Origin of the sequence: Occallatibacter sp. (genome assembly GCF_049582745.1) — a bacterium.
Classification (GTDB): Bacteria; Acidobacteriota; Terriglobia; order Terriglobales; family Acidobacteriaceae; genus Telmatobacter.
On sequence record NZ_JBAUUO010000101.1, the window covers coordinates 159,997 to 174,219 of the forward strand.

Here is a 14,223-nt window from a genome sequence, read left to right on the forward strand (position 1 = left end):
AGCGCGACACAGCCACGCCCCACAAGCCCGGCATAAGCTCTCTTCAGACACGCTCGAAGGCCCCTCGCTCGCGAATGACAAACGTATCCGCCGTCTCTGATGCCACCTTGGCTGGCGTCGCGAGTCGCACCGGCACGCGCTCGGATGGATACTGGAAGACTCCTTCCAGCAACTTGCGCGAATCGTTCGGATTCACTCCGATTGCTGGGAGAACCAGCATCTGGCCACGATAGAGTACGACCATGAAGTTGCCGCGACCATCCACTTTGAAGCGCAACGTCGCGTTCGGATTGCGGTGTTCCTGCAGATTCACGCAAGTCAGCCGCATCATCTCGCCGTATTTGCGAATAAAACGATCCTCAGCGTCATTGATCCCAACCCCCAGGCACTCATTGAAATCCGCTACAGGCCCATCTACCTGCGGAGCAATGGAAAAACTCTGCGGATGAGGCTGCCTTACCACCGGTTCCTGAACCGCAGTCTGTTCCAAAACCGGCGGAGTCACCTCCACCCTTCGCTCCTCGTACTGCGTTGCCGTCGATTCCGGGGCGTGCGCGATTGCTGGAGGTTGTGCGGAAATGGTTGCCGCTAACTGCTCTGCAAGGCCCTTCTGCACGTCTTCTATTCGCTCTACGGCTGACCGCACTTTCTCCGCCGCAGCTTTGGCAGCTTTGAGTGTCGCCTTTTCCGCATCATTTGATTTCTGCGTCACAACGGTCGCCGACTGTGTCCCATCCTTCTGTCGTAGTTGCGTCATTAGCAGAATACCGACTGCAACCAGGGAAAACAGCAACGAAAGGTACCCAACACCGCGAGATTTCGCGCTCAAGAAAAGTCGCTCACTGGATGACTCATCGTTGCCCCCATTCCCGGCGTTTGGATTCGTCACTGATCCCGAATTCAGTCTCTCGAATCGGCTCAGGGAGTCTTGGGCTTGCTCAACCTGGCCGTTCGCTTCGGTTACCACCGCCTGGCCGTATTGCGCAGCAGATGTTACAGACAAAGCCGATATGAGTCCTTTTGCCTTTTCCAAAGAAGCCGAAACTTCGGACTCTTTGCAATCTCGTCTTACCGACAGCCCCCCAGCATCAAATCCAAGATCTAGCGCTGCCTGACGGGTCGCTTGTTGCACAGTATCCAGTAAATCCTGACTCTCCCCCGTTCCCGCTCGGCCATTCTGTTTCCACCCGTCGATGCAGCTAATGACCGTGCTGAGACTAGTTTTCAATTCGCCCGCGCTGTCGTTGAGGCTGGTTTGAGCAGGTGGTTTCAGCGTTCCGGGGCGCACTTGTTCATTGCCTGTAGCGATGGCCGCGAGAAGACTTTCAATATTCTTCTGCGCTGTCGCTTCCGAGCTCCTCTGCGCTGGTGTTAAAGCGTTCAGGGATTCTCTCACGCCTCCCAGGTCTTGTCGCAGGAGATCGAGCGAGCATACGCTTTGCGGCTTACTGGTATGCAGATTTAGAGCCTTTCTAGCGTCGTCCATCGCTTTGCGAATAGTGTTTTGGGTTGCCTTTAGCGAATTGAATGATTCATCGGGACGTGACTTCAGCGATTGGTAGCAAGCATCTGCAACCATGAAGTCCTCGTTGACTCGTTTTCGAGCGTCCGTGTCTTGCGAGGAATCGGGCAACGCGTGCACGCTCTGCATACAAAACATCAGCGCGGCCGCTGCGACTGCCGATGACACGGCAGCGACCTTAAATCTACCCGGCAGGATCGTCTTCATATTTCAATCCATCAACTTCATTGCGCCGAGCTTTCGCACCCGGCCCGTGACCAGATGTGAAAGCCCTAGGATGAAGAGCGGCTGCTTGCGGACCGGGTCATTGGCTTTACCCGGACTAGCTCCCTCAGCCAGAGCGCGCTTGGCTTTTTGCTTCATGTCCTGGATTCCAGCGTCCACGTCGCTCACGAGATCCGCCAGCTGTTCCTGGTTCAGGTTCAAGCCCAGGCTCTTCAGGAATTCGCGGATCACCGGGAGTTCCGGATTGACGCGCACCGGAAGTGTGCCAAGCGTCTGGAGGTCTGGCGCGGTGCTCCATTCCCGCGGTTCACGGTTCTGAGAGCCGCCAACTAAGTAATCCTCTCCAGCCATCGGGTTTACGTAGTCGTCAACCCGATTGCGTTTCTCCGGACGCATCACAAGCCCAAACGCTACCTCCTCCTTCGGACGTTCACTGAGCGAGATAACAACCCTCTTGCCGCGCAGAAGATTGCCAGACGCAAAGTTCGCACCCGCGAGCAAGCTTTGACCGAATCTCTGCACAATCGCAGACTCTTGCTCTGCCTTGCCCAGTGCGCACCAGTCAAAAAGGCGCGATCCGTTGCCGCCGACGAACACTCCGATTCGCTGTTGCGCGGCATCATAAAGCCCATCTTTTACCAGCCGGCCAAGCAATAGACCCGTGTAGAACGCGATCCCGCGCAGCCCTAGTTCAACCACCTCAAGCATTTCCTTCACACCAGGGGCTTGCGCAAACGCAGGCAACTTTTCCAGCAGTTTGGTGCCATGACTCGAGATAATGGCGTCCACCTCAGCGCAATAAGCGCTGCTCTCCTTCTCCAGCCTTTTGTTTAGCCATTCGACCGCATCGCTCACCGCGCCGCCATCATCCACGATCCTCAGCAGTTCAGGTTTCTTGCGCAGCGGCACCAGAAAGATGTCTTGACCGGCGAACTTCACGGACATGTGCGCTAAAAGCGAAGCCTCGCCTTCGGCCCACTGCTCCTCTTGTTCTCCCGATGATTCCTGCTCTATCCGTTTACTTTCCGGCTGCGGGGGAGCAACATTCCACACCGCGATATCCGTAGTGCCGCCTCCAATATCGAGCGAGATCGCCCCTTGATCGGCGATCATCTTTCGCACATTTTCAGAATGGGAGAAATACCGCGCAGCAACAATCGATTCGCAGTTATTCTTCACTTCCTGATAAAGATTGATGGGAACAGATGTTACCTTTCTGAGCTGCTCGAGAACAGACTTCCACATTCCTTGAAAGTGGCTCAAATCGCCTTCGGAGAATGCCGTGGGATACGAGTACCGTATCTCGACATTCTGTGTACCCTCGACGAGCAGTTCGGCCAACGACTGCTGACAAAGCTGCAGGAGGAAGTCTATCGTCGCCTTGTTCACGCTGGGGACCGCGCTCCATTTCAGATCGGTCAGGATGAGCCTCGGATCCCCATGAACGAATTCCCGAGTGGCGGAGTTTTCCAGGAACAACACGTGACCGTCACGCACAGGTTGACGTTCGCCCCTCGCGCCGAAATCTTGGAAAATGCTCAGAATCCTTCCATCCACGAGTTCCGCGTTGGGCAGGAACAGATCACGCGTGAGGCGCTGATACTCGCCCGTGTCGGTGTTGGTGATTTGCACGAGGCGGTTCTCAAAGGAAAGACGCTTGATCTCTCCATTCTTCTCGCCAGTCTGTCCCAGAGCCTGGTAGATGGCTGTACCGGTTGTGCCGAAGTCCACACCCAGGACAGCGTTCATGCCATGGTGAACGTTGGGGGACTTCGCCGGTCGGAGTAGCAGAATCCCCGAAGGCACCCCTTCGCCTCGTTGCAGCGGCCGCTGTTCGCTGCGCGGCATCGAGCAAACGAGCGCCTCGGGATAGGACTTCAATGTCGTAACCTGAAAATACTCTTCGTCAGTACGCTGTCCGTCCTCCTCCTGAGTTAGCATCGTTACCATGCGCTCTTTGCAGTGCATTTCCGCACCAACCGGATTCACCATGAACTGACTGGTGTCGTTGCCCACCTCACGCCATGATTCGAACAGGTAGTACATCGACCATCGGTTTGTGGTCGTCCTCCCATTCTTCTCACTGGCTTTGGTTCTCTCAGGGGAGTCGTCGGCATTCTCCTCCTCGAAGTAGAAATCCGGCCAGATGCAGATGGCCGGGAGCTTAGCTACCCGAACCATCTCGTTCTGCGTATATTTCTTTTCCAGGACGACAGTGAACGGGCCGTCCCTGACGACCGGTACCGTCCCTGGCCTCATGCCGGCAGCCAGTGTCTCTATCTTGAGGCTGAGGCGAAAGTGCGCATCGCCATTGTTCAGCCACTCGAGGGTGAGGCTCTTTTCCAGATCTTCTGGGGTCAGCAGCTCTAAGACCTTTGGATTAATCGGAAGCACAACATGCCGTCCCTCCGATCTCGACCCTTCGACAACCCGGATGCTTCGTGCACCGGGAAACGCTCCAACTTCGCCACCAACGCCGATCGACCTTGTTTGTTCGTAGATCAAGGTGGATTCGAAGAAGAAATCGCTGGTGCACCAATACATCTGCGGCTGGCCTACGGTAATCGGAAGCGGACCCGAGTTCATGCGATCTTGTTCCGGGATATAACGGCGAACCGTCGTCATATTCACCATGCCTTGAACGGTGATGTCCCGCTCGGCTCGATTCAACGAGGACGCAACCGCGGAATCAATCAGGATGTATAGAGGCGCACGCGGCCGGCTGGTTTTGATAGCGCAATCGGAAATCACTTCCGCGGCAGGCCGGATGGGGCGGTCGATGTTCTCATAAAGAGCTACACTACGGAATCCCAACCTGTCTTCCGAAAGCGCCTCCTCATTCTTTAATTTGCCGTCTGCGTTCTTATCGAGGGCTTTGGCGAATTCCTCCAAGGCCTCAATGATTTGTTTGATATTCCCTAAGGGCAGGCCGTCGCGTACCTTCAGCACCCAGTCAGCCATCATGCGGCGTTCCAGGTCCGATAAGTGGGTACAAGGATCTTCCAGCACTCCTCGACCGAACCACGGCACTTCTTCCGAGCTCAAGATTCTTGCGTAATCTGCGCCCGTGGCCACTAGGGTCCATGGTGACGTCATGGCAAACGCCCGGGGCTTGCCCTCCCTACGCGTTCCATGCCATGAGAGCAGGTGGAATGCAGCCCACGTCGCTGCGGGAACAATGGAATTCTCCTTTCCTGGCAGGATCCGGGTAATCGCGTAGCGGAAGGACCCACGATCCGCCTTTTCAGGATTCAGGGAAATATCGCGAACACTGAGTTCGTTGAATCGGCGAATCCTTTTCAGAGCAATCAGTGCCAGGATGCCGCGCCATTCGCCCTGGATACGATCGTGGAGGGGGTGATTGACATCGAACAACGCGCGCCGGAAGAGAATCGCCCGCGCCCACGGGTCGGGAATCGAATACACGCTGCCGGCATCTTGCGGCACATCGATTCCATCGGCTAAGTGACGTAGCCGAATCTGCCCCTGTTGGTCGTCCCATTCACGCAGTTTCTTGGGCAACGACACCGAAACTTGGCTCCCGTCTTTCAGCTTCGGCAAATAAGGAATCAACGTATCGTCTGACATGTTCGAATTCGCCTCAATCGAGTGTGCATGCTTCGTAAATGGCCCGCACGAGTTTGCCCGCGCCACTCGCATCTGGCTCGTGGACCTCAGCAGTCGCGGAATGGAATATTGCACGTAGATTCGGCTTCCGTCGGTGGTCAAGGTTCCGGAAAAGACCAGTGATCTGCTTCTCTTTGAACTCGCCGGAACCACCCAGCCAACCGCGGCTCTGCTCAACCTTCTTCAACCGCCAAGCGTCGTAGCTCACTTTGCGATCACCAACCGCCCGTTCCACCTTCTCCTTCACAGCGAAGACATTCACGTCCACAAGACCTGATTCAAACTGGTCAACCCCGACTCGGTCAGGTGTCGAGACGCTCAGCAGCCACTCGAGGTACGAGGTCAGATAAGTGTCCAGGTCGCTTAGTTCCTCTCCCACTTTGTCGCGAGGTTCATCACCCAGTTGGTCGAACATGGCGTGCGGCTTGCGGATATTTAGCACAATCTCGGGATAAAGCACGTAATGGTAAGCGACGGCAAAAAGCGTGAATTGCTGCAGCAGCGCCATGTGAGTTGGGTGCATACCCTCAAGTGTGGGCAGGTCCGCCCAAGTCACGGTATTGTCTGTCTTGCGCCCGGCGAGGGAAACGACTTTCTGTTTTGTCTCTTTGCCGCTCATGAAGCGGATCGCGCCGAGACCCGCCACGAGTTCCACAAAATGAGGCGGATTTCGCTGGTCCTTCTTGCCCACAGCCGGTATCGGCATCTTCGCGGGATGGCGATCTCCGACCGCGTAAATGGTCTCACACAGTTCGAGGAACTTGCCCTCGTCGTAATACTTCAATGCCTCAGCCGTCGCGGTCGCAAAGGCCTGCGGATCGGCTTGCATTGGTTCGTTCTCTACCTCGTCATAGGTGAAATACGGCAACAGCAGCACCAGCCCCATCCGAAGTTTGTTGATGTTCTCGCCCAATTCCCGCTTCAGCACTTGGCAGATCGTCGGAACCCCCGCTGCTCCGGATCCGCCGAACACCGAGCCGGCAAGGAGAAGCGACACGTCATCCTGATTCCGCGCATTGAGAGCACGAGTGTAGAGGTCCTTCCACATGGAGTCTTCAAGGTTCACGGTTTTGCCGAAGATCGCCGATCCGATGGCGGGGCGTCCGCGAAAACCCTCGAAAATGGCTAGTTCGCGCTCGTCCTCAGAGAACAGGAGATCCATCAGGTCCGCATCTTCCGGGCTGGTCTTCTGCATGCGGGTGTAATCGAAGATGCTGCTGAGACTCGCGGTTTTTACATCCTCGACGGGGGTCCACGGACCGTGGACCACAAGCCTATTCTTGAACAGCGGAGACTTGGTTCCCAAATTCAATTTGTGGCAACGTTCATACTGGCCTACAGCCTGCATGCATGCATCTACATTTCCGTTGGCCTCGTCGGAGTCCACTAACAGACCCATCAGTTCCCGGCCTCCCGACGGGAGCAGTCCGGCCGCGGTAAGATGCACGAGAGCGTGCATCAGTTTGGCTCCACTTCCTCCCACTCCTACATATAAGTAGCTCACAGTATCCTCCTTGCGCGCCAAGTCACCTTACCATCTCCGAATCCGTGAAGCAGGCCAGATCGCGTATTTGGCATACAACGGAGAAAATAGGACCGAGGCCACGTAATAAGTGCCGATTCCGCCCACAACATGCAACCATGGATATGCGTTCGACTGCCCGGATTCCTCGGACAACTCCATCCACGCCACAAATGCCTCGCAGCAGATTACGGCGGCCAGCAAGACAAACCACAGAACGCGGAAGGTCCCGTTGCCGGCGTTTGGGCGCACCACCCATTCAGCCATCACGTACCATATGAGGATCGCGGCGAGCGATCCCACCCAACCGTAGATTGGCCACATCGGTGGGTCATCTCCGGTGAACGATTGCCAGTCGTATACGACAACGATCACAACCGCGTAAATGGCGTATAGCAGAAGAATCAGAGCGAAATCTCTGAATACTTGCAAGTTCGTTACTCGCTGATTCATGTCTCACCTAGCGTTCAAATAGAGGAAATAAGTCTTCAACGTGATCTCGGTCTCGCTGGAATCTCGGCCGGAGCTCAATACACGGTCCAGCAGCGCGCTGAGGAAAAGTGACAAATTTGGCGTTTTGCCCGGGTGCGCGTCAGGGGAAATTGCACGATTGGCTGGGAACATCCTCTGTCCTTCCCGTTGTCCCAGCAGAACCAGCACTTCGTCTGAGCTCATATTCCAGCGGAGCATAAGGTTACTGTCTGCCGCCAAGTTCGCGCTCTGCCCTGCGGCATCCACGACTTGGCTAATTTCCACGAGATACCTTCGCCCATTGGTCAAAAATCTGCGATCAATGACAACCGCGAGCGCCGGGTTGCCGGTCGCATGGCACACCAAGGCATGCCCCGGATCGGGGCTATCACCGCACACTTGGATTCCCTTCTCAGAGGCCTTGCGGTCTACCTGCAGATTTCCACTGCAGGTGCCGCCGCGGGCTTCCTTGGGTACTTCGCAATAGAGCGCGCGGACTCTCCACTGGGCGCCAGTCACCCGCGAGACGTCCGGAGTCTGGAAAATCGGTCCGTCCGGTGAAGGCGGCATTGCAATCCAGCTAACTCCAACCAAATCGTCCTTGAAGACACGCTTCCTCAAGTCCAGAGAAGCGATGCCTCCACGATGATCAGACTCGAAGGCCGGAACCTGTGCAGAAAACTTTCTCTCCATCCCCCGTTCCGGCTGCGATGTTCTTTCTTGTCCTGGTGTCGGTGCCGGATTTGGGACGGCAGAAAAATGACGCGGCTGGCCCTTCCTGGACTTGGTCACGTGTACGTCGTACAACACCAGCTGGCGCGAATAATCGCCCGTCTCCTTGGAAAAAAACAGTGCAAAGAGCCTTCCTTCTGCGTTTGCCCGCCTTAGGGGTGCTCCATATTCGCCAGCGCTTAGTAACTCCTGCGCATGGCGAACGTCGGCGGCATTATCACCTGAAACAATAAGGTAAAAAGGCATCGAGGTTGCAGCATTAGGAAGCGGGGTCTGCCCTTGGCCGGGTATATCTCCAACATTGCCTTGATACGGATTTCGCACTCCGTACACGGCAACTGCGCCATGCTCTCCGGACAGAAACTGGCGCACCAGTGCCATTGCCGGTCGTTCGAGCTTGCCGTCGCTCTGATACAGGTCCGTAATCAGAATGTGCAAGCGCGGCGTACCCGATGCATCAGGCTCCGCATTGACAGCCGACTCTATCGGCGTATCTGGCGCGTTGAACTGGCTCGGGTCTTCTGACAGGGCGCGCAAGCTCCCCTCATCTCCTAGCTCCCCCTTATCCAACCGTGTCGGGCCTTCCTTGGGTCCAAATCTCCAGAACCGTACTTGACGATGGATCGGATCCCATCCACCCTGACTGGCACCTGATTTCAGAGCGAATTCAAGGTTTTGCAAGAGCTCCCGAAATGTATTTGGTCTTCCATCGTTGGTCAGAAAATGCTTCATTGACCCCGACGTATCCACGTACACGTCGATCGCGATAGATTGAGAAAGCTGGCCTGTCGTCGGAAGCGGGTCCAACGACTTGGGACGGCGATGAGGTCCGAACAAGATCAATCCGCCGACTCCAAGCAATATCACAAAGATGACAAAGAAAGGCCACGCCGACTTGCCGCCTGTCATTCCCCCTCCCCCCAAAGCGAACCGCTGTATCGATTTGGCCTGGCTTAATTCCGCCCAGTCAGGCTCCATCGCACCAGTTTCAGTCCGGCCTCATTTTCTCGTGCCCGCAACTCGAGAAAGCAAACCACAAGGTCTTCCCCAACCACATAGGACCCGCAGCAGTTCTCCCCCGTACAGGCGCGATCTTCAAACTCCACGCGAAACTGTTGTCCCGACCAGTCCAGTTTCAGCTTGTGCATCTCCGCATATGGGTGGTCCTCGAACCAGATCAGGAACGGCCCAGCCATGGTAGCCGGCATCCAGCTTTTCAAGCGTCCGCTTATACGTCTCGTCGGACCGGTTCCAAAGACCTCAATCGCGTTCTCGGTGCAAAGGCATGCACTTCCATCAGGCTGCGTACTCAGACAACTTCCAGCGGGAACTTCGCGGAATGTCGGAGTCTGGCTGCTGTCGAAATCAACATGCAACAGCCCCCAGGACCCCTTGCGTTGGCCCGCCACCAGAACACGGCGTGTTGCGCCGTCCCCCTCGATTGCTGCCAGCGGCAGACCGCCTGGCGGCAGATTCAGATTTCCGTTTTGCGGCAGCAGCATAGGCTCGAACCAACGCGGAAAATCCGCTGTCGCAGCCCCACTGCGCGGACTGTAAGTGCCCACCTGTCTTTCGGTGCAATAGATCAACTGGCGAGCCACCAGAAGCGGGCCCGCCCAATTGGAGCCCTCAAGAGACATCAGAATCTCGGGTGGACGATCCAGGTCCAGTTCCACGCTCATTAGGGTCTGCGTCCCCGCACCGCTCGCAACAACGAAAAATGCATGATGCTCATCTGCGGCAAGTCCGCGCATTTTCTGACAATCCGTCTCTCCGCTGTTGGCAGATACTGGTTCCCGGGCTCGCGCTTGATATAGGAGTTGACTTCTTCCGGTCTCCAGCGATAGCGCCTCCAGGCCTCCCGGAGCCGCCACCAAGTAGGTCCAGCCTCGGATCGCTCCCTTCCCCTGCGGAACCACATCCCGGACAACGGCGCGATTGTACCCTGCACCAGCGAGAGTCAGGGTCCCAACCGGACAGGCTTCTGCGTCGAGCCGCGGCGCGAGTTGAAGCACTAGACCCTCTCGAGTGTGAACAAACAGCCAGGGCCCCGCCGCGATGGGTGCCTGTCGAAAAAGCCCAGAGACACCGAGCCTGTTCAGTTTTCCGGGCTGGATCTGCCTCGGAGTCTGGATCTGCGGCCCGCGCACCGCTTTCCTGCAGCCTCGGCAAAAACGTGCATCCAACCGGTTGGCGATTCCGCAATCGCACTGTACTACCGGGCGATTCACGTCGCGCTGTCTTGCACCTGCTCCGTTTTGAATGCAGCGAGGGTAGGGCCCGGTGTGCGATTTCATTAGTTAAGCCCTCTTCGAGGCTTTGACTCAAACGATGGCGCGTCAATCGCCAAGACAACTTAATAAGATTTTGTGAGACGCCTGATTATAGTCCCGATTGTCCTTCCGGAGGAGAATCGGGAGAATAAGGTGGGACAAAGCGACTTTCCCCGCCCACTACAACTGATGGCGGTCTTCTACTCGCCGATACCGATACCGGGCATTCCTCTCACAGGAATGCTGCATCTCACAGCGACCCTGTTGATTGCCCCCTTAAAGTCGATCCCGAGTAGCCCGGAGTGTATACGCGGAATAGCAAGAAGTGGCCTTCCCTCCTAATTCAGACAGGTAAACCGAGTAGCCGCGAAATCGCAAATGGGAATTCCGACTTGAAGCGGCGCATCTGGGAAATCCGCGTCGATTCCATCCTGAAGCTCGACCAGGCCGAAAGTGTGGTATCGGGATGTCACTTACATCCGTGCTGTGCGTTACTGTCCTTACGTCCCTGCTTGGCTCGCAGCACGAGTTCCGTGGCTTTTGGCGGTAATCCTATTTCTATATTGATCAAGAACTGTCCCGCTCAAAACCTATTCTTGGAAACGGTAGTTCCTTTAAGACGTTCGCGGTGTTTTACTTGTCCTCTCGATGCTGGCACCGTAGCGACGTAACACCATTCGGAGCCATTTTCTGCTGTAGTCGTTATAGTCGATGCCCTGTGCTCCCCGTTCACACATGATCGCGTTCATTGCCGAAGTCAGCGGGTGGCGGGCAGCTCTGGCAGCCGATGCGCATGCCTGCGCTGCGAGCGCTGCCTGGAGATTTCTCCAGTCCTTCGATCTCCACAGAGGAATTTCAAGCTTCCCCAGCAATCCCTTGTTATCCCACGTTGGCTCATCGAGCCACTTCTCGGTCGCTTCCAGCGCCTTCCTTGGCCGATCATCATCCGGATACTCTGCTTCGAAGACATGAATACTGCTCTTCGCAGCATCTATCGCGATCGAAACGAGCGTTCGCTCCCAGTCGGTCATCACACCCTCCCTTCTGGCAAGACCTCGTCTCTAATGCTCTTCTTCGAATAAATACAAAAGACCTCGAATAACGAGGTCCAAGATGGCATCGAAAATCCGTTTCACTGCTTAGACGATTCTACGATTTCCCTCAATTCCTTCTGCCGATTTCGATTCCACTGGATCATCCAAAGTGGGGCGAGCGCTCCCCAAATCCATGCATCTCCAACTTCCGTCCCATTGTAGTAGCGCGTTCCGGGTGGGGTCATTATTAGGGGAATATCGTTGTTCTCGTAGTCAATGAGTTGTTTGAGTTCCTCTTCGGGAGTCATAGAGTCCTTTCGAGCACCAGTTCTTGGCCTCAATAATGGAGCCCCCACTTTTACCGTGATCAGAACAATCCCTGGCGAGACTCCGACTGCACTCATCACTCAGTCTCGCGGTTCATTGAACTTTTTGTCCAGAATATTTCTGAGTGTATAGACACTCAATCAAGGACACCCGCCTTTCCAAAAACTATTCCAGCGCTGCATCGAAATCCTCGTTGACACAGTCGGGCATCCGCTCATTTTCTCGAATTCGTGGGTTCGTTAAGGGTTCGATAAGCGTTCCCAAGGGTGCTAAAAGTTACTTTTTAGGCCAATCGTGCTCTTTGTTTTCAGTTAGTTGCGGGCTACGGGGCCCCTTTCACGGCGATAACACGGGTTCAAATCCCGTCGGGGACGCCAACAATCCTTTTTCACCACTGCTCGATTCCAGCACACTGAAAAGGCAAGATTTAGAGCGGTTCAAAATTCCCAACTCCTGCGAGTATTGCAGACCGTCTTTGAAAAGAAGATTTTGAACCCGCTGGCGCGGCTCTGGACCTGCAATCTGCCAAGCCTTCGCAATGTCCAACAGCTGCATTTCAGCAAACCTAACGAACGAGTCCGCAGCAGCGCGACGCGAATTGATTTCCTGCATCTGGGATTCGATTCGGGCAATCTCCTTTGCACAATCTGCTTTCGCCTCATCGAACTCAGCGAGAGTGATCTCGTCACGTATCCTCATCTTCATTAGTCCAGACCTTGTTCTTTTCTGCTCTTCCAGCGATGCAGTGAGCCTCTTTAGGTCTCTCTCGGAATCGCCCAGTTTTTCCGCCCAAACCTTGGCGGCAACCTTCGGGAACGATGAGACGGTTTCTGCATTAGGCGTCAGGCGATTCAAGAACGCTAGGTGTGTGTCGGGCATAGATTCGTGACGGAGCCTATAGCGTAGGGAGCCGGTTCTGTTTTATGTTCGAGCCATGGGCCAGAACTTCATACCTGACACGGTCAACCAGACGCTTCTGTTTCCCCCATCGCTTCACGATTGGCTTCCCGAGGGCCACCTGGCGCGCTTTCTTTTGGATGTGGTCTCGGCGCTGGATCTGAGCGCGATCTACACGTCGTATGAGGAGAAGGATGGCCGCGGGCAGGCGGCCTATGCGCCGGAGATGATGGTCCGTCTGCTGCTGTACGGCTATGCGAGGGGCGTGTACAGTTCGCGCAAGATTGAGACGCGCACCTTCGAGGACGTGGCTTTCCGTTATCTTTCCGGCGACCAGCACCCGGACCACGCCACCATCGCCGAGTTCCGCAAGCGTCATCTGGAGTCGCTCTCGGGTCTGTTCACGCAGGCTCTGCTGCTGTGTTCGGAAGCTGGCCTGGTGAAGCTGGGCCATGTGTCGATCGACGGAACCAAGATCAAGGCGAATGCCAGCAAGCACAAGGCGATGAGCTACAAGCACATGAACGAGACCGAGGCGCGCCTGAAGCAGGAGATCGATGCTCTGCTGGCGGCCGCGGAAAAGACCGATGCCGAAGAGGATGCGCAGTACGGCAAGGATCGGCATGGTGACGAACTGCCTGCCGAGTTACAGCGGCGAGAGAGCCGGCTGCAGAAGATCGGCGCGGCCAAAGCGGCTTTGGAACAGGAAGCCAAAGAAAAGGCTGCGGAGCAACGCGCCGAGACCGAGCAGAAGCTGGCCGAACGCGAAGAAGAGGAGCGGCGCACGGGCAAGAAGAAACCTGGTCGCAAACCTGAGCCTTGCGATCCTGAACAAGCCAGACCGGACGACACGGCGCAGCGCAACTTCACGGATGCGGAGAGCCGGATCATGCCGGACGGCGCGAACAAAGGCAGTTTCGTGCAGGGCTACAACGCGCAGATCGCGGTCGATTCTGCGTCGCAGGTGATCGTGGCCGCCGAGGTTACGCAGGATACGAACGACAAGAAGCAGTTGATCCCGATGATCGCGCAGATCACGGCGAATCTGGAACAGAAACCGGAGAAGGTCAGCGCCGACACGGGCTATTTCAGCGAGGCGAACGTGACTGATGAGTCGGTAAAAGAGGTTGACCTGTACGTAGCCACGGGCCGGGATAAGCATGGCGACGCGGTGAAGACAAGCAGCGATCCGCCGCCTCCCGGCGCGTCGCCGAAAGAGGCGATGCGGGAAAAGCTACGAACCGAGGCTGGCCGCAACGTATACAAGATGCGCAAGGCAATCGTTGAGCCGGTCTTCGGACAGATCAAGGAACAGCGCGGTTTTCGCCGCTTCAGCCTGCGTGGCAAAGAGAATGTCGGCCGCGAGTGGAAGCTGGTGTGCGCGGTCAGCAACCTGCTGAAGCTGTTCCGGGCCAGAGGGGTTCTGGAAATGGCATAAAACGACTGGAAAACGGGCCCGCTTTACCCAAAACCGCACAGAAAGCTTGCTATAAGCTTCCAACGGAATTACTGCCTGCGCACACCAGATCGAACACCAGCCCTGCGAATCGCCGAATCAGCCTTGGCAAAACGCTATGCCCGACACACACCTAG

Annotated in this window: 9 protein-coding genes; 1 reads left to right on the forward strand and 8 read right to left on the reverse strand. The window is 56.1% G+C overall.

Annotated elements, in window-relative coordinates; all coding sequences use genetic code 11:
* Positions 1-43: 43 nt before the first annotated feature.
* The 8 genes from WCA10_RS15735 to WCA10_RS15770 all read right to left on the reverse strand — a co-directional run bounded on the left by WCA10_RS15735 (position 44) and on the right by WCA10_RS15770 (position 12,588).
* Positions 44-829, reverse strand: coding sequence for a hypothetical protein (locus WCA10_RS15735; RefSeq protein ID WP_472823457.1), 786 nt, complete (start codon positions 827-829; stop codon positions 44-46).
* A 903-nt stretch (positions 830-1,732) separates the two neighbouring features.
* A complete protein-coding gene (locus WCA10_RS15740; RefSeq protein WP_472823458.1) occupies positions 1,733-5,335 on the reverse strand; it encodes a hypothetical protein in 3,603 nt (1,200 codons plus the stop codon).
* Positions 5,336-5,348: 13 nt separating this feature from the next.
* Complete coding sequence (locus tag WCA10_RS15745) at positions 5,349-6,878, reverse strand: hypothetical protein (RefSeq protein ID WP_472823459.1); 1,530 nt, start codon at positions 6,876-6,878, stop codon at positions 5,349-5,351.
* Between the two features lie 27 nt (positions 6,879-6,905).
* Complete coding sequence (locus WCA10_RS15750) at positions 6,906-7,328, reverse strand: hypothetical protein (RefSeq protein WP_472823460.1); 423 nt, start codon at positions 7,326-7,328, stop codon at positions 6,906-6,908.
* A 24-nt stretch (positions 7,329-7,352) separates the two neighbouring features.
* Positions 7,353-8,831, reverse strand: a complete 1,479-nt coding sequence (locus WCA10_RS15755) for a hypothetical protein (protein ID WP_472823461.1) — start codon at positions 8,829-8,831, stop codon at positions 7,353-7,355.
* Positions 8,832-9,052: 221 nt separating this feature from the next.
* Entirely contained in the window at positions 9,053-9,853 is an 801-nt protein-coding gene (locus WCA10_RS15760) for a hypothetical protein (protein ID WP_472823462.1), read from the reverse strand.
* Between the two features lie 1,133 nt (positions 9,854-10,986).
* The gene (locus WCA10_RS15765; protein ID WP_472823463.1) at positions 10,987-11,403 is read right to left on the reverse strand and encodes a putative immunity protein; all 417 of its coding nucleotides are present in this window, start codon (positions 11,401-11,403) and stop codon (positions 10,987-10,989) included.
* Positions 11,404-12,069: 666 nt separating this feature from the next.
* Positions 12,070-12,588 (reverse strand): hypothetical protein, encoded by a 519-nt coding sequence (locus tag WCA10_RS15770; RefSeq protein ID WP_472823464.1) that lies wholly within the window; start codon positions 12,586-12,588, stop codon positions 12,070-12,072.
* 79 nt (positions 12,589-12,667) lie between these two features.
* Between WCA10_RS15770 and WCA10_RS15775 the strand changes: the two genes are divergently transcribed.
* Entirely contained in the window at positions 12,668-14,068 is a 1,401-nt protein-coding gene (locus tag WCA10_RS15775) for an IS1182 family transposase (RefSeq protein WP_472823465.1), read from the forward strand.
* The last annotated feature ends 155 nt before the right edge of the window (positions 14,069-14,223 follow it).

Excerpts from the sequence above, each read along its gene's own strand:
- WCA10_RS15740 (WP_472823458.1), bottom strand. The coding sequence starts at position 5,335 with ATGTCAGACGATACGTTGATTCCTTATTTGCCGAAGCTGAAAGACGGG.
- WCA10_RS15755 (WP_472823461.1), bottom strand. The coding sequence starts at position 8,831 with ATGAAGCATTTTCTGACCAACGATGGAAGACCAAATACATTTCGGGAG.
- WCA10_RS15760 (WP_472823462.1), bottom strand. The coding sequence starts at position 9,853 with ATGCGCGGACTTGCCGCAGATGAGCATCATGCATTTTTCGTTGTTGCG.
- WCA10_RS15765 (WP_472823463.1), bottom strand. The coding sequence starts at position 11,403 with ATGACCGACTGGGAGCGAACGCTCGTTTCGATCGCGATAGATGCTGCG.
- WCA10_RS15775 (WP_472823465.1), top strand. The coding sequence starts at position 12,668 with ATGGGCCAGAACTTCATACCTGACACGGTCAACCAGACGCTTCTGTTT.